The sequence below is a fragment of the Streptomyces pseudovenezuelae genome (assembly GCF_001513955.1).
GTDB lineage: Bacteria > Actinomycetota > Actinomycetes > Streptomycetales > Streptomycetaceae > Streptomyces > Streptomyces pseudovenezuelae.
In genome coordinates this window covers 411,739-426,878 of the sequence record NZ_KQ948151.1, presented here as the reverse complement: position 1 = coordinate 426,878, position 15,140 = coordinate 411,739, and the positions used below count along the sequence as shown (strand labels likewise).

The 15,140-nt window shown below is 68.1% G+C and carries 14 protein-coding genes; 7 read left to right on the top strand and 7 right to left on the bottom strand.

Annotated features, from left to right (window positions below; genetic code table 11):
• Positions 1–64: 64 nt before the first annotated feature.
• Both AQI94_RS33635 and AQI94_RS33630 read right to left on the bottom strand, forming a co-directional pair.
• The gene (locus tag AQI94_RS33635; RefSeq protein ID WP_031055688.1) at positions 65–1,183 is read right to left on the bottom strand and encodes a fatty acid desaturase family protein; all 1,119 of its coding nucleotides are present in this window, start codon (positions 1,181–1,183) and stop codon (positions 65–67) included.
• Positions 1,184–1,190: 7 nt separating this feature from the next.
• The gene (locus tag AQI94_RS33630) at positions 1,191–2,246 is read right to left on the bottom strand and encodes a ferredoxin reductase (protein WP_031055685.1); all 1,056 of its coding nucleotides are present in this window, start codon (positions 2,244–2,246) and stop codon (positions 1,191–1,193) included.
• Between the two features lie 86 nt (positions 2,247–2,332).
• On the opposite strand from AQI94_RS33630, the gene AQI94_RS33625 reads away from it, so the two are divergent.
• Complete coding sequence (locus tag AQI94_RS33625) at positions 2,333–3,472, top strand: PucR family transcriptional regulator (RefSeq protein ID WP_031055682.1); 1,140 nt, start codon at positions 2,333–2,335, stop codon at positions 3,470–3,472.
• Positions 3,473–3,629: 157 nt separating this feature from the next.
• On the opposite strand, the gene AQI94_RS33620 is transcribed toward AQI94_RS33625, so the two are convergent.
• Positions 3,630–4,763: a non-reducing end alpha-L-arabinofuranosidase family hydrolase gene (locus AQI94_RS33620; RefSeq protein WP_031055679.1), complete on the bottom strand. Its 1,134-nt coding sequence runs from the start codon at positions 4,761–4,763 to the stop codon at positions 3,630–3,632.
• 891 nt (positions 4,764–5,654) lie between these two features.
• Between AQI94_RS33620 and AQI94_RS33615 the strand changes: the two genes are divergently transcribed.
• From AQI94_RS33615 to AQI94_RS33600, 4 genes are all read left to right on the top strand, one after another.
• Positions 5,655–7,085: an endo-1,4-beta-xylanase gene (locus AQI94_RS33615; RefSeq protein WP_031055676.1), complete on the top strand. Its 1,431-nt coding sequence runs from the start codon at positions 5,655–5,657 to the stop codon at positions 7,083–7,085.
• 175 nt (positions 7,086–7,260) lie between these two features.
• Positions 7,261–7,680 (top strand): VOC family protein, encoded by a 420-nt coding sequence (locus AQI94_RS33610; protein WP_031055673.1) that lies wholly within the window; start codon positions 7,261–7,263, stop codon positions 7,678–7,680.
• A gap of 90 nt (positions 7,681–7,770) precedes the next feature.
• The gene (locus tag AQI94_RS33605; protein ID WP_031055670.1) at positions 7,771–8,070 is read left to right on the top strand and encodes a putative quinol monooxygenase; all 300 of its coding nucleotides are present in this window, start codon (positions 7,771–7,773) and stop codon (positions 8,068–8,070) included.
• Positions 8,071–8,139: 69 nt separating this feature from the next.
• A complete protein-coding gene (locus tag AQI94_RS33600) occupies positions 8,140–8,559 on the top strand; it encodes a hypothetical protein (RefSeq protein WP_051832720.1) in 420 nt (139 codons plus the stop codon).
• Positions 8,560–8,783: 224 nt separating this feature from the next.
• Here AQI94_RS33600 and AQI94_RS33595 read toward each other — a convergent pair whose 3' ends face one another.
• The 3 genes from AQI94_RS33595 to AQI94_RS33585 form a co-directional block, all read right to left on the bottom strand.
• Positions 8,784–9,635 (bottom strand): phosphotransferase enzyme family protein, encoded by an 852-nt coding sequence (locus AQI94_RS33595; protein ID WP_031055665.1) that lies wholly within the window; start codon positions 9,633–9,635, stop codon positions 8,784–8,786.
• A 138-nt stretch (positions 9,636–9,773) separates the two neighbouring features.
• Positions 9,774–10,184, bottom strand: coding sequence for a hypothetical protein (locus tag AQI94_RS33590; protein ID WP_051832718.1), 411 nt, complete (start codon positions 10,182–10,184; stop codon positions 9,774–9,776).
• Between the two features lie 59 nt (positions 10,185–10,243).
• Positions 10,244–11,818 carry a carboxylesterase/lipase family protein gene (locus AQI94_RS33585; RefSeq protein ID WP_051832716.1) on the bottom strand — a complete coding sequence of 525 codons (1,575 nt, stop codon included), beginning with the start codon at positions 11,816–11,818 and terminating at the stop codon, positions 10,244–10,246.
• Positions 11,819–11,952: 134 nt separating this feature from the next.
• Between AQI94_RS33585 and AQI94_RS33580 the strand changes: the two genes are divergently transcribed.
• Together AQI94_RS33580 and AQI94_RS33575 are read left to right on the top strand one after the other, a co-directional pair.
• Entirely contained in the window at positions 11,953–12,546 is a 594-nt protein-coding gene (locus AQI94_RS33580; RefSeq protein WP_031055659.1) for a TetR/AcrR family transcriptional regulator, read from the top strand.
• A gap of 396 nt (positions 12,547–12,942) precedes the next feature.
• Positions 12,943–13,755 (top strand): LolA-like protein, encoded by an 813-nt coding sequence (locus AQI94_RS33575; protein WP_031055656.1) that lies wholly within the window; start codon positions 12,943–12,945, stop codon positions 13,753–13,755.
• Between the two features lie 239 nt (positions 13,756–13,994).
• Here AQI94_RS33575 and AQI94_RS33570 read toward each other — a convergent pair whose 3' ends face one another.
• Positions 13,995–14,924, bottom strand: a complete 930-nt coding sequence (locus AQI94_RS33570; RefSeq protein WP_225890358.1) for a L,D-transpeptidase — start codon at positions 14,922–14,924, stop codon at positions 13,995–13,997.
• Between the last annotated feature and the right edge of the window lie 216 nt (positions 14,925–15,140).

Genomic DNA, 15,140 nt, shown 5'->3' with positions numbered 1-15,140 from the left:
GATGCGCGCCTGAGCGCAGAGGGCGGTAGGGGGCGGTAGAGCGCGGTAGAGGGCCGTAGGCGGCTCAGGCCGCGAGGAGCTCCTTCTCGCGGACCGGCGTTTCGACCTTGGGCTTCTTGTTCGGCAGGGAGAGCCGGAAGACCTTGTGCCAGGCGGAGAAGACCTGCTTGGGCAGCGGCCCGGTCACGTACTCCAGCTCGTACTTCTCGAACAGCGCGCGCACCTTCACGGCGACCTCGGCGTACCGGTTGCTCGGCAGGTCCGGGAACAGGTGGTGCTCGATCTGGTGCGACAGGTTGCCGGTCATGAAGTGCATGGCCTTGCTGCCGCTGATGTTCGCCGAGCCCATCATCTGGCGCAGGTACCACTGGCCGCGCGTCTCGCCCTTGATCGACCGGCGCTCGAAGACCTGGACGCCCTCGGGGAAGTGCCCGCACATGATCACCGAGTGGGACCAGATGTTGCGGACCAGGTTCGCGGTGAACGTGGCGGCGAGCGTGGGGAGGAACGACGGGCCCGACAGCAGCGGGTGGATCACGTAGTCCTTGAGCACCTGCTTGCGGATCTTGCGGCCGACGGCCCTGGCCTGCGCGCGGAACTCCGGGTTCTTGCGGCGGCGCTTGTTCAGGTTCTTGCCGAGCTCCAGGTCGTACGCTGCGATGCCGTACTCGAAGAAGCACGCGTTGATGAAGTTCCACAGCGGCTGGCCGAGGTGGAACGGGTGCCACTTCTGGTCCTCGTCGACGCGCATGATGCCGTAGCCGAGGTCGTTGTCCTTGCCGATCACGTTGGTGTACGTGTGGTGCAGCTCGTTGTGCGAGTGCTTCCACTGCTCGGACGGCGAGACGTGGTCCCACTCCCAGGTGGTGGAGTGGATCTTCGGGTCCCGCATCCAGTCCCACTGGCCGTGCAGGATGTTGTGACCGATCTCCATGTTGTCCATGATCTTCGCCACGGACAGACCGGCGGTGCCGATCAGCCACGCGGGCGGGAACATCGAGAACAGCAGCACACCCCTGCTGACCAGTTCGAGCTTGCGCTGCGCCGAGATGACCTTGCGGATGTAGGCGGCGTCCTGCTCGCCGCGGCCGGCGATCACCTCGTCACGGATGGCGTCGAGCTCGCGGCCGAGCTCCTCGATCTGCTCCGCGGTCAGGTGGGCAGTGGGGTCGATGGCGGTCAAAGTGCTCCTACCGTTCGATGTCGCAGGGGCCCGCAGCGGCGGACACGCAGGTCTGGATGAGGACGCCCGGCTCGGCCTCGGTGATCTCGCCGGTGCGCAGGTCGCGGACGGCGCCCGCCTTGAGCGGCGAGACGCAGCCGAAGCAGATGCCCATACGGCACCCGGAGGGCATGAGTACGCCCGCCTCCTCGCCGACGTCCAGCAACGGCGTGGCGCCGTCGGCGTCGACGGTCTTGCCGGTGGTGCTGAACGTGACCTCGCCGCCGTCACCGGCGACGACGATGCTGGGGCGGAAGCGTTCGATGTGCAGGCGCTCCGGTACGCCGTGCTCGCTCCAGTGCTTTTCGGCGGCGTCGAGCAGGCCCGTGGGCCCGCACGCCCAGGTCTCGCGCTCGGCCCAGTCGGGCACGAGTTCGTCGAGACGGGCGATGTCGAGCACGCCGTCGGTCTCGGTGTGCACCTCGGTGAGCTGCAGCTTCTTGTCCGCGACCAGCTCGTGCAGTTCGTTGCGGAAGATCACGTCCTGCGGCTTCGGCGCGCAGTGGACCATGGCGACGTCGTTGAACTCGGTGTCGCGCAGCATGCCCATCACGGGCGTGATGCCGCTGCCGGCCGTGAGGTAGAGCACCTTGGCGGGCCTGGCCTCCGGCAGTACGAAGTCACCGGTCGCCTGGTCGAGCTGGATCAGCGTGCCCGGTTTCGCCCTGCGGACCAGGTGGTTGCTGACCTTGCCGTCCGGGATCGCCTTCACGGTGATCGTGACGCGGCCGTCCCGGCGGTTTGCCGGTGAGGTGACCGAGTAGGCACGCCACAGGCGCACCCCGTCGACGTCGACGCCGATCCGCACGTACTGGCCGGCCTTGTGGCCGCGCCAGCCCCGTCCCGGCCTGATCACGATGGTCGCGGCGTCACTCGTCTCGGGGTGCACGGCCTCGATGCGCCCCCGCAGGTCAGCGCCCGCACGCAGCGGGCTGACCAGGTCGAGGTAGTCCGACGGCAGCAGTGGTGTCGTGGCCATCTCCAGCAGTTTCCATGCCCTACTGCGGAGGGCTGCACTCGTCATGACTCCAGCTTGCTGTGCCGCAGGGCGTAAAGTCCTGACCGGAAGACATAAATCTGGTCGGCTGAATTGTTCGCAGGGAACAAAACATGAGCCATGCAATCCAAAGGGCCAGCGAACTGGCCCTGGACGAGACGACGGTCACCGCGCTGCGGGCCGAGCTGCGGACCACCGCCGACGAGGTGGTCCAGGCGATCATCGACGAGGTCCCTCCCTACGCCAACGCCCTTTCGGGCAGCATGGGCGGCACCATCCGCAGAGCCGTCCGCACCGCCCTGGGGCATTACCTGGACCTCGCGAGCGGGAACGCGACCGGCGGCGACGCCGGTGACGCGGCCTACGAGCTGGGCCGCGGGGAGGTCCGGGACGGCCGTTCGATGGACGCGCTGCTCAGCGCCTACCGGGTCGGCGCCCGTGTGGCCTGGCGATGCCTGGCAGCGGGTGCCGTACCCGCGGGTCTGCCCGCCGCCGAGGTCGCCAAGTTCGCCGAGCTGACCTTCGCCTACATCGACGAACTCTCCGCTGCGAGCGCCGCGGGCCACGCCGACGAACTCGCCGCCCGGGGCCGGGACCACGAGCGCCACCTGGAGCATCTGGCCCGCGACCTCCTGGCCGGCGCGAGCCCGGACGTGCTGCTCGTTTCCGCTCAACGGGCCGGGTGGCAGCCTCCGGTGTCGCTGACCGCGGTCCTGCTGCCTGCCGCCCAGGCCCGGCCCGCCTACCGCGCGCTCGACCCGAGCACCCTCGTCCTCGACGATCTGCCGGACGCCTTGGGTGTGCTGCTCGTCCCCGATGCCGACCGGTCACGCCTCTTGCGGCAGTTGACCGACCGCACCGCCGTGGTCGGCCCTGCCCGGCCATGGACTCGCGCGTCCGCCTCGTACGAACGAGCCGTACGCGCGCGCTCCCTCTCCTCCGATATTCGCGACACCGAGGACCACCTGCCCGAGCTGGTGCTGAGCGCCGACGTGGAGGCGTTCGCGGACCTGCGCGCCCGAGCCCTCGCACCGTTGCGGACCTTGCCCGTCGCGACCGCGCGGCGGCTGGAGGAGACGTTGCGGGCGTGGCTGCTGCACCAGGGCAGACGGGACGAGGTGGCCGCGGAGTTGTTCGTCCATCCCCAGACCGTCCGCTACCGGATGGCGCAGGTGCGGGAGCTGTTCCCGGATCTCGCATCACCGCAGCGGGTCCTCGAACTGACCCTGGCGGTCGGCCTTCGGGCCGGCTGACGCGTTCTCCAGTTCCGTCGCTGGCCCACTGCCTGCCGTCAGCGCTCCGGGGGTGAGCAGGGATGCCGTCTCCCGGCCCGGGCGGGTTCGGAATTGCGTCATTGCGTCGAGCCCGCCCAGGCCGGTTCCCCACGAGAGTCGGAGCTCTCCCGTGCCGTCAACGCTGCAGTGTCAGCAGACCCGGGCGGTAGGGCAGGAGGCCGTAGTCGCCGCCGGAGTTGGGGCTGCGACCCTGGTAGAGCAACTGCAGATTGCAGGGGTCGACGGTCATGGTCTGGTCCGGGCTGGTGCGGAGCAGTTCGCCGTGGCTGATGTCGTTCGTCCAGGTGGCGCCGCTGTTGGCCTTGCCGGCGAAGGGATTGCTCTCGGTCGCGGCCTGCGGGGTCCAGGACCCGTTCAGGCTGGTGGCCGTGAACGAACGGAAGTACCGGCCCCGTGAACCGATGGCCTCCACGATCATGAGGTAGCGGTTCTGGCCCTGCAGCTTGTAGACCTGCGGTGCTTCGAACAGGTTGTTCGTCGTATCGCTCATGACCACGGTCGAGCTCGTGCCGAAGCTGCCCGGGAAGTTCCCGATCGGCATGCTGGCCCGGTAGATCTTGCCGTTGTCACCGGCGAAGAACAGGTACATGTTCGTCCCGTCCCCGATGAGCGTCTGGTCGATGGGCCCTGTTCCCGAGTTGGCGATGCTTCCGGAGAAGAGCACCTTCTGGGACGACCAGCCGTTCGGGTTGGTGGGGTCGCTCGACGTCCGGTAGGAGAAGGCGGTCCCGCCCCACTGGTAGGTGAGGACCCAGATGTTCTTCGGGGCGAAGTAGAAGAGCGTGGGCGCGACGGTGGAGGCTGACATCTTGTTCTGGCCGGCCGAGGCCATCTCCGACCAGTTGGTGAACAGGTTGAAGTTCATCGAACCCCAGCTCGTCCCCGTGTCGTGGGTCGTCGCGTACACGAGTTGCCGGCCGTTGTAGGGGACGACGGTGAAGTCCTTGAGCGAGACCCACCCAGGCTTGGGCTGTGCCAGCGCCGCCGTTGATGACCAGCGGTACGTCGACGGAAGATCGCACGCGAGCGCGGTGTCGGCGCCGGTCTTGGTGAACTGCCGCTGCTGCAGGTTCTGATCGACCTCCAGCGTGCTGCCACTGTTGCGGGCGGCCGGCGGATACGAGGCGTTCGGGTCGGCGCTCGCCGCGCCGGCGGATTGAGCGCCGAGCAGCGTGGCCACCAGCAGCAGCGGCGAAAGGACGCCGAGCAAGCGACTGAGCGGCACTGGTGAGGGGTGGCGTAACCGCATCTGCGGGCCTCCTGGGGGCGAGGTGACGTCGGTGAACTGCGGGGCCGCCCTGTGGGGCAGGCGGACACCCTCGAATCGTTCGAAACATTCGAGAACTTCATGGAAGCTTCGACGCCACAACGTAGAAATCAGCGGCCTCTTGGTCAAGGCCTGTCACTGTTCTGTCTGCAATCAGTTGCTCGCGCTTGGGATGTGGCGAGCCCCCGCACCGGTGGGTGGCACTCTTCGGACTGGGGGTGCGGCACGCTCCTCCGAGGGCCTTGAGCAGGCCCGGGACGGTGAGGTGGCGGCGTTCGCGCACATGCTCAGGTCGCCATCAGGGCCTCACGGTGTCCATGTGCGGCGGCACGGGGGGCGCATTGCTCAGCCTGACAACTCTACGAATGTTTCGAAGAGTGCAGGGAAACTTTCTTTGCTGAATCTATTGACGATCCACCGTCAACGCCTCAATCATCCCTCCCGAGGGTCGGCAAACGTTCGATGGATCGAACCGCGCCGGCCGTGCGGCATCCCCGCTGTCCGGCTTTTCCACGCACCACAGCACCTGCGCCACCCTTTTCGATCCCCCTGATGTCCGCACCAGGGCAGCTGGCCCTTCGTGCAGTTGGAGAGGTGTGCGGCGCCGCGTGACGGCCCTGTCTGAACCGCGGCGCAGCACCTGCCCTGCCTCTGTCGAAGGAAGGCTGTCACCCGCCGTACGGCACCCGGTGGACGGCCGGGTGTCGTACGCGCGGGTCGGGACAGTCCCGGCGGCACGTCCGCGGCCTCCGGCGGTTCGGTGCTGCCCGGGTGCCGGGCCTGCCCGAGCTTCCGTCCGTCCGCCGAGGGAAGCGGCCGAGGTTTCTCCCCGCGCTCCAGTCATTCCGTGATGTCTATGTAGGAGGCACAGCCATGGGCGTGAATGCCCTTCCCAGAGCCGTTGAACGCCGGAAGATCCATAGTGTGCTGATGGTGCTGCTGACAGGCGCCCTCGGCATGGTCCTCGCAGTGGCCACGCCGCCGACCGCACAAGGCGCCGAGAGCACGCTCGGCGCTGCGGCTGCGCAGAGCGGTCGCTACTTCGGCACCGCCATCGCCTCAGGCAGGCTGGGGGACTCGGCCTACACGACGATCGCGGCCCGTGAGTTCAACATGGTGACGCCCGAGAACGAGATGAAGATCGACGCCACCGAGCCGCAGCGGGGCCAGTTCAACTTCACCGCCGGTGACCGCGTCTACAACTGGGCCGTGCAGAACGGCAAGAAGGTCCGCGGACACACCCTGGCCTGGCACTCGCAGCAGCCCGGCTGGATGCAGAGCCTCAGCGGCAGCACCCTGCGCCAGGCGATGATCGACCACATCAACGGCGTGATGAGCCACTACAAGGGCAAGATCGCCCAATGGGACGTGGTGAACGAGGCCTTCGCCGACGGCAGTTCGGGAGCCCGTCGCGATTCCAACCTGCAGCGCACCGGCAACGACTGGATCGAGGTCGCCTTCCGCACCGCACGCGCCGCGGACCCCGCCGCCAAGCTCTGCTACAACGACTACAACGTCGAGGACTGGACCTGGGCCAAGACCCAGGCCATGTACGCCATGGTCCGTGACTTCAAGCAGCGCGGCGTGCCGATCGACTGCGTCGGCTTCCAGTCGCACTTCAACAGCGGGAGCCCCTACAACAGCAACTTCCGCACCACGCTGCAGAACTTCGCCGCCCTCGGCGTCGACGTGGCCATCACCGAACTCGACATCCAGGGGGCCTCGGCCACGACCTACGCCAACGTGACCAACGACTGCCTGGCCGTCCCGCGCTGCCTCGGCATCACCGTCTGGGGTGTGCGCGACACCGACTCCTGGCGAGCGGACCAGACGCCGCTGCTCTTCAGCGGCGACGGCAGCAAGAAGGCGGCCTACACCGCCGTCCTCAACGCCCTCAACGGCGGCACCTCCACGCCTCCTTCGGACGGCGGGACGATCAAGGGCGTCGGTTCGGGTCGCTGCCTGGACGTCCCCAACAGCAGCACCACCGACGGGACTCAGCTCCAGCTGTGGGACTGCCACAACGGCACCAACCAGCAGTGGACCTACACCGCCGCCGGTGAACTCAGGGTCTACGGCAACAAGTGCCTGGACGCGGCCGGCACCGCCAACGGCACCAAAGTCCAGATCTACAGCTGCTGGGGCGGCGACAACCAGAAGTGGCGCCTCAACTCCGACGGATCCATCGTCGGCGTCCAGTCCGGCCTCTGCCTCGACGCCGCCTCGGCCGGCACCGCCAACGGCACTCTGGTCCAGCTCTACTCCTGCTCGAACGGCAGCAACCAGCGCTGGACCCGCACCTGACGAGCCCTGCGACTGGCGGCCACGGTGACGTGGCCGCCACGTTGCGCCGAATCACGTCTCGCCTGTACCGGACGTTTCGGCGAGCAGCGGTGCTCAAGGCACGCTCACGACTGGCGACCAGTCAGGTCCGTCCTGCCTCAAGTCCGACTCATTGATCTTGTGGCAAGATCGCGGGATGCTACGACTAACCGACTTCATCATCGACTGCCCGGACACGATGAAGCTGGCAGCCTTCTACTCCGAAGTGACGGGGCTCCCGGTCAAGGAGGGCAGTGACGAGAACTGGGCCGGTATCCGGTTCGGCGAGATCGAGCTGGCCTTCATCCAGGTAGAGGACTACCGCGCCCCGCAGTGGCCGGACAGCGAGCATCCCAAGCAGTTCCACCTCGACTTCGAAGTCGACGACATCGAGGCCGAGGAGCACCGCGTCCTGGCCCTCGGCGCGACCCTGCAACGGGACTGCACCGGCCCCGAGGGCTACGGCTTCCGCGTCTACACCGACCCCATCGGTCACCCCTTCTGCCTGTGCCGCAACAAGGGTGTCACCTGGACCGAGCAGGGCCCCGTCTGGCCCAAGCGCGACCAGGGCGCGTAGCGGGTGAGCCGCTCGGCGAGAGCGCCCCGCGTTCGAACATGGATCCGATAGGCTCGCGTGCGCGTCTCGTCAGTGACCAGGAGGAGTGCCATGCGGTACGGCTACATCGGTTCGATGAAGGTCAAACCCGGTCACCGCGCGGAGGTGGTCGCCGTACTGGTCGCCGGCGCTGACGGACTGCGCAAGGCGGGATGTGACCTCTATGTCGTGACCGAATCGGCCACCGACGAAGACACCGTGTGGGTGAGCGAGGTGTGGGTCAGCAAAGAACATCACGACGCATCGCTCCAGCTGCCCGAGGCGAAGGCTGCCATCGGCAAGGTCATGCCGCTGCTGACAGGTGAGTTCACCAGCCAGGAGACACGCGTCGCGGGCGGTCTCGGAATCTGACCGCGGACGAGGGCAGTGATCGCGAAGGGCGCGTAGCGCAGGGTCGAGGCGATCCAGTGGTCCGGGGGGATGGACGAGCACTTCGGGGTGCCTCGACGCGTCGAGATCGAGGAGGAATTGGTGCTTGAAGGTGTGCTGATCGCGGAGAGTCTCCGCGTCGGAGCCGAGCTGGTCGACGTCCCGCTGCAGGTCACCAAGATCGTGAGGTTGGAGGTGGACAGCGCGGCGGCCGAACAGCCGCAGCAGTGGACCCTTCTGGACTTCGCCGCCGAGGAAGGCGACGCCGAGCGTCTCGCTGAGCAGTTGTCTGCATGCCTGGCCCCGACGGGGGGCTGGTATGTCAACTACAACACCATGGCAGAGGCGTTCGTGGTCTTCGCCGACAAGGTCTTCCGCTGTCCGCGGGGGCAAGTGGAAGGGCGCCGGAGGGCGCAGGACTACGCTCGTTCCGTCGGGATCCCCGAACCGCAGCTGGACTGGAAGGATTGACATCCAGGTCATCGTCGAGGACATGCTCGTGGACGCGGGCAAAGCCGCAGTCCGCACGACCCTGCAGGGCATCCCGGCGGGTGTCGGACAACAGGCACCCGACTCAGCCTCTCTGGACGCTGAGTTCGGCGTTCAGCCCCCGGCTTCGACCCAGACCAGGACTGGTGTCGCTGGCGAGGCTGTTGCGCCTACTGCCTACCGCCTACGACCGCGGCGTTCCGCGATCAGCCACGGGCGTCCGAGCCATCGGGACCGAGTGCCGCGCGGATCTGGTTGAGCCACTCCGCGGCCAGTCGGCGCCCGTTGGGGAGTTGGTCGCCTCGCTCCCAACGCCACGTTGTGATCATCGCCAGCACGAGGATCCGGCACTCGCGCAGCAAGTCCTGGTCGACACCCGGATATTGCTCGCCCACTTCTTCAGGCGCATGTGCGAGGTCAAATTCGACGGGCCCACGGCAACACGTCTCAAGGTCTATGAAGAGCAGCCCGTTCTTCGTGGTGAGCAGGTTGCCAGGATGCGGCTCGCCGTGCAGCAGCTGCTCGGCGCCGCCGCGCTCGACGATCGCTCGTCTCAGGCTTCGCAACGTGTCGGCGAGCAGTTCCCGGTCCGCTTCGGAGAGCGCCGGAGACCGGTCGCGGTTCGCCACGAGTCGTTGGGCCTGCTCGACTCGATCAGTGAAGTGCGGCGTCGGGGCATCGAGTTCGCGCATGCCGACATGCAGCCGCGCGAGGGCATTGGCGTAGTCGCCCGGCGAGATCTCTCCTGGCGTCACCGGTGCGTAGTAGGTCCACAGTGTGACCACGAAGCCGTCACGCTCATGGACGCGTGGCTCCACGCGAGGCTCAAGAGCGGCCACCGGGCATCCGGATTCGGCGAGCCGTTGGGCAAGCTCGACTTCGAACTCTGCGACCTGATCGGCCACCGGTGCCACCCGTGCCAGGACGTCACACGGCAAGAGGCGCAGAGTGAGCTTGTTCGAGTCGTGAAGAACGATCGCGTCATCGGCGGTCAGGCCAAGTGACGAGGCGATCGACATCGCCGCGGCCACCGCACGCGAGGCCTCGGACGCCTGCATAGTCGCCTGGCCCCTTTCGATTGCGATCCCCACACGTCTGCAAGTGATGCACCCTGGAGGCCATGCCAACTTATCAATGATGATCCGCGATGTTGCGACGGGCAGGAAATGGCGCCATGAAATCGGCCCTCCGACGCTTCAGCCGCGGCGCCATCGCTCGATGCGCTTCTCCCAGGCCCGATCGTCCGTGGTCTCCAGGAATCCGCGGTGGTTGACGAGCAGGTACACCTCGTCGGCCGAGGTCTTGGTGGTGGTGAGGATGAGGGGCTGTCCGGCGTTCAGCAGACCGCCGAGGAAGCGGCCGTAGAGGGGAGTGAAGCGGGTTTCTGCCGCGGTGATGTCCGCGCGGGTGAGGGCGAGATCGCCGTTGTCGGACCAGCCGGTGAGGACGAGGAGGCCGGGGCGCAGGATGATTCGGCCGCGGCGCTGGAAGAGAGTCTTCTGGTCGATGCCTGCGGCGATCTTCGCCGCTGCTCGCTTCTCGCTCAACTCGTGGGCGGTGGCGCCGATATAGTCGGCCTCGGCGAGCGGTGTGCCGGTGTCGTGCATGGAGATCCTCCGGAGGGGTTCGTTCGTACGGTCCGTGGGAGGTGTGCGGATCACGGGCGTCAGGGGGTGCGCGACCAGAAGGCGCAGTGGTGTTCGGCCGCCGCGTCCACGCCGGAGAGTGCGTTGCGGGCCAGCTGCTGGGTGTACGGGAAGGACGGCCAGTTGTCGCCGGGTGTGCCGGTTCTGGCGAACGTCGTCCACGCGGCGATCATGCGTCGGGACAGGGCGGACTGCCCGCCATTGAGCTGGAGGTCGCCCATGCCGAAGAGGTAGGGCAGCTCCGCGCTGTGGTAGGCGCCCAGCGGGAAGTCGGGGTGGAGGTCGGGCGCGGGTGGGTGGCGGTCGGCGAACTCGTAGCTGTAGACCGGAACGTGCCTGGCCAGCAACCGGTCGGCGGCCAGCGTGGGGCAAACCCAGCTGCGGTCGGTGCCGACCTCGGCCCAGGCCAGTGCGGGCATGGCGCCGGGCGGGTACACGCGGGCGATGCGGGCCGCTTGCCGTCGGCCGTAGGTCTCGGTGAGCAGGCGGCGGTAGTCCGCTGCCGTCATCGGGCCGTCCAGCGTGAACAAGGCGGTGAACAGGCGGTGTTCGTCACGGGTGTTGCCCTGCAGGACGGGCACGCGGTGGACGTGGCCGGCGGCGAGCGCGCGGGCCGGCGATTGGGGCAGCACGCTCGTCCCGTAGGCGGGCTGGTGGAAGCGCCCGTTGAGGGACAGCACGTCCTTGACGGGCTTGGCGCGCAGGCACTTCAGGCTGCGGCAGCCCAGAGCGCCGCGGCCCTTGGCGGCCAGCTCGCCCTGCGGGGCGAAGTAGGTGGCGGCCGGGTCGCCGGGTGCGAGCGTGTTCTTGGGCCAGTTCTGCAGGCAGGAGCCGCTTTGGATGACCGCGCGGTGGAAGAGTCCGGCGGCCTTGGGCGAGGCGAGCTGGGCGCACACGCTCGCGCCTCCGGAGGACTCGCCCATAAGCGTGACATTGCCGGGATCACCGCCGAACGCGGCAGCGTTGTCCCGTACCCAGCGCAGCGCCGCCTGCTGGTCCTGCAGGCCGAAGGCCCCGGAGTCGGGCAGGTCCGGATGGGCGAAGAAACCCAGGGCACCCAGGCGTGAGTTGACCGTCACGACCGTGACGTCGCCCTGTCGGGCCATCCGGGTGGCGTCGTACTGATCGCCGGAGCCCGAGCTGAAGGCCCCGCCGTGCAACCAGACCACAACCGGCCGCGGGGCCTTGCGGTCCGCTCCATCAGCGGGCGTGGTGACGTTGAGGTACAGGCAGTCCTCCGCGGAGTCCGCCACCTCGGGCTGCGCGCAGGCCGGTCCGGGCTCGGCCGCCGTCCGCGTGCTGGTCCAAGTGGGCGGCGCGGCCGGGGGTTGCCAGCGCAGCGGGCCGACCGGAGGCGCCGCGTAGGGAATGCCTTGATAGATGGTGACGCCGCCGGCGGTTAACCCCTCCAGGAGGCCCTGGCGAGTGCGAGCGGTGTCCGGCCGGGCCTCGGAGTGCTGACCTTGGGCATGCTGCCGGTGCGGATGCTGCGCGGCCGTCGTCGGCGAGGTCTGCACCGCATCCGCTGTGCCCATCACCGTCAGGAGGAGGGCCGCGCCAAGTGCGGCGCCGGCGGTGGAGCGTCGCTTCGGCATGAACCGGTCCCCTCGTCCTTGCCGCCGCGGTGCGCGGCGGCCCATCACTTTTTCCAATACGTTCGTATTGGTAAAACGACATTAGGCTGACCCGCCCAGGAAGGCAATCACGAGGTAGGGAGGTGCCCGTCCACGTGCCGAGACAGGTAGACCACAAGGCCCGCCGGGACCAGATCGCCGAGGCGCTGCTGGACATCGTCGCCAGCCAGGGTCTGGAAGCGATCTCCGTGCGGGCCGTGGCGGCACAGGCGGGCGTCTCGGCCGGACGCATCCAGCACTACTTCGCCAACAAGGACGAACTGCTCGCCTACGCGATCGAGTACCAGGACTGGCTGGTCCAGCAGCGATGGAACGAGCAGACATGGCCCGAGGGCGAGCCCACCCCCCGGGAGGCGCTGCGCTGGGTGCTGCTGGAGACGATCCCCGGGGACGACCGGCGCCGCCGCGAGTGGCTCGTCGGCGTCGCCTACCTCATCCGCATGCTCGCCAACCCCAAACTGCGAGCCCTGTACGTCGACGGGTTGCCCCGCCTCTACCAACTCCTCGCCGACCTCGTCCGTATGGCCCAGGAAGCCGGCGACATCGCGCCGGACCGCGATCCCGGCATGGAAGCGGAACTGCTCTTCGGCCTCGCCGACTCACAGGGTCCACCCGTCGTCCTGGGCCTGCGTTCCCCCGAACAGGCCGCCGCGGCCATCGACTACTACCTTGACCATCTGTTCCAGTGACCGCCGACGGCGGGGCGTCGGGGGAGACCACGGCGACCCTGTGTCGTGGCAGCCGGCTCCGGCCAGGTCGGAGGCCGGCCCCGATCGTCAGGCCGACCCTGGGGGGCGACTGCGGTCGGGGAGTCGACTGACTCGCCTGAATGGTTTGCGCCGGCGAGGTGCTGCCTCGGCGCCCGGTCGCGGGCAGCCTTGGCTTCGCTGCTTTCCGTTCGTCAGTGTGTCGGCGTGGGGACATGCCGTCCCTGCCTCGGCATCTGGGGTGCCATGAGTTGCCGCACCCTCTGCGAGCCGTCGCGTTGGACAGCAAGTTCGCACGGCTGTACGTATTTTCATAGGATCTCCGCGCGAGGCGGTTCGGAAAAGGCCGAGTGCTCGCCACGACCTTCGGAGAATCCCATGCGCCGTTCTCTCGTGCTCACCGCTGTCGCCGCGCTGCTGTGTGCCGGCTGCTCCACGGCCGACGCCGGAAGCGGTGACAAGTCCGCGGCCACGTCACCGTCTTCCTCCGCATCGTCGTCCGACGCCCGGTCCGCCGTGCGAGGAGCCGTCGCGGCGCTCCGTGAGGACAGTGCCGTGTTCCGTCAGGAGATCGAACTGGAGGGTGAGGGTCAGGTGTACGGCCTCACCGTCACCGGCGGCTTCGACTTCGCCGCGGACAGGGGCCACCTCGCGGTCGACTTCCCCGAGGGGGCCATCGACCACACCGATCAGGTCTTCGCGGACGGCAAGATCTACATCAGCGGCGGCCAGGAGATCGGTGAGGGCAACTGGGGGGTTGTCCCCCGGGACAAGGCGCAGGCTCACTACCTGCTGCGGGCCCCGCTCAACGATCCCGAGCACGTCCTGCAGCAGATCGCCGCAATGCGGAAGGTCTCCCGACAGGGCGAGGAGAACGTCAAGGGGGTGCGCACAGTGCGCTACCGCGGCATCCTCGACCACCGGACCGTCACTCTGCGGATGACTCCGGACGTCCGCACGAAGACGAACCAGGCCCGCGAGGCTCTGGGCGGCGACCTTCCGGTTTTCGCGGACGCGTGGGTCGACGGCCGGGGGCGCCTGGTGCAGACCCGTATGAGCCTCAACATGTCCGGTGCGCGGGTGACGCTGACCATGGCCCTGTCGGACATCGGTGAGCCGGTCCGCGTGACGGTTCCCCGGGCTGCGGACTCGATCCCCGTCACCAAGGTCGGCGGCATCCTGAACGGCTGAGCCGGCCAGCCGACGATGCCGTCAGTATCGGTGCCCTGCCCGTAAAAGCAGCGGGATGTCGGTTGGTGCCTTCTTTCGTGCCCTGCCGCTGCTCCTGCGGCATCTTCGCCGGTTCCCGCGCTCGCAGACCACCTCGGCATTCGGCCTTCGGCTGTGCCACGCCGCGGTCGGTGCAGGCGAGCGGTCACCAGGTCGTGTCCACGACCGTGGACCGCTCGCACACCAGGCACCGACACACGTCAGAGGGTGGCGGTGGTCGCCTCGCCGGAGGCGCTGCCCGCGAGCCACTGGTCCCATCCCAGGTTGAAGTCGGCGTAGCCGTTGTCGGCCGGGGCCTTGCCGCGGGGTGAGCCGGTGATGGTGATGGGGTCGCCCTGCTTTACCTGGCCGTAGAACCACTTGGCGTCCGACAGGGAGAGGTGGACGCAGCCGTGCGAGCCGCGGGCGCTGCCGCTGCCCGGGTTCGGGTCGCCGGTCGAGTAGTGCACGTAGGTGCCGGACTGGGTGAGGTGGATGTCCCAGGGCAACGTCAGGTCGTAGTAGTTGGGACTGCCCTTGTCGCAGCTGATCCCGACGCTGCAGGAGGTCATGTGGACCTTCTCCTGCTTGTCGATGACGGCCATCGTGCCGTCCCATGTCGGGTACTGGGCACTGCCCGCGTTGATCGACAGGGTGCGCACCGGAGCGCCGTTCCGCGTCACCTTCATGGTGTGGCCGGTCACCGAGACGTCCGCACGTACGTCGTCACCGATCTTGAAGGTGTGGGTGTAACTGTGCACGCCGTAGCGGCCGTTGCCGTTGCTGACGCCCGTCATGTCGGCGTCGATCTTCACGGTCGTACCGGAGGGCCAGTACGCCTTCGGGCGCCAGTCGGCGCGCTTGTCGCCCATCCAGTGCCAGGCGCCGGCCACCGGCTGCGAGGCACTCACCTTCATGTGCTTCTCCACTGTGGCCCGCGCCTTGGCCGCCACGGGGTTCGTGAAGATCACCGAGATGGGCATGGCCACACCCACGGTGGTTCCGGTCTGCGGAGTGATCGTCTCCAGCAGCATCGGCGGACCTGCGGGTTTCGTCGGTGACGGAGAGCCGCTCACGGAAGGCTGTGCCGACGCCTTCGCGTCGTCCCCGCTCGCCTTGTCGCTGCCGCCGCCGCAGGCGCTCGTGGCCATCAGTGTCACACCCGTGACGAATGCGATCCATATGCTGGTCTTGCGCCGTCCCACGAACTGCCCCGGTCTACTCGGTCTTCGGCCCTGACGGACCCGTCTCCTTGTCAGACAGAGGGAGAGTGGGTCGCAGTTGCCCTTGCTGCGTAAAACGTGTGCCAAGGCTCGGCGCCCGGTGCCGACGGGGGCGAGGCGGGGTGGCGTGGCGCCAGGCGTCGG

Coding starts and splice junctions, on each gene's coding strand:
- AQI94_RS33590 (WP_051832718.1), bottom strand. CDS start 10,184: ATGCACGACACCGGCACACCGCTCGCCGAGGCCGACTATATCGGCGCC.
- AQI94_RS33570 (WP_225890358.1), bottom strand. CDS start 14,924: ATGGCCACGAGCGCCTGCGGCGGCGGCAGCGACAAGGCGAGCGGGGAC.
- AQI94_RS33595 (WP_031055665.1), bottom strand. CDS start 9,635: ATGCAGGCGTCCGAGGCCTCGCGTGCGGTGGCCGCGGCGATGTCGATC.
- AQI94_RS33620 (WP_031055679.1), bottom strand. CDS start 4,763: ATGCGGTTACGCCACCCCTCACCAGTGCCGCTCAGTCGCTTGCTCGGC.
- AQI94_RS33630 (WP_031055685.1), bottom strand. CDS start 2,246: ATGACGAGTGCAGCCCTCCGCAGTAGGGCATGGAAACTGCTGGAGATG.
- AQI94_RS33610 (WP_031055673.1), top strand. CDS start 7,261: ATGCTACGACTAACCGACTTCATCATCGACTGCCCGGACACGATGAAG.
- AQI94_RS33600 (WP_051832720.1), top strand. CDS start 8,140: ATGGACGAGCACTTCGGGGTGCCTCGACGCGTCGAGATCGAGGAGGAA.
- AQI94_RS33605 (WP_031055670.1), top strand. CDS start 7,771: ATGCGGTACGGCTACATCGGTTCGATGAAGGTCAAACCCGGTCACCGC.
- AQI94_RS33575 (WP_031055656.1), top strand. CDS start 12,943: ATGCGCCGTTCTCTCGTGCTCACCGCTGTCGCCGCGCTGCTGTGTGCC.
- AQI94_RS33625 (WP_031055682.1), top strand. CDS start 2,333: ATGAGCCATGCAATCCAAAGGGCCAGCGAACTGGCCCTGGACGAGACG.
- AQI94_RS33585 (WP_051832716.1), bottom strand. CDS start 11,818: ATGCCGAAGCGACGCTCCACCGCCGGCGCCGCACTTGGCGCGGCCCTC.
- AQI94_RS33615 (WP_031055676.1), top strand. CDS start 5,655: ATGGGCGTGAATGCCCTTCCCAGAGCCGTTGAACGCCGGAAGATCCAT.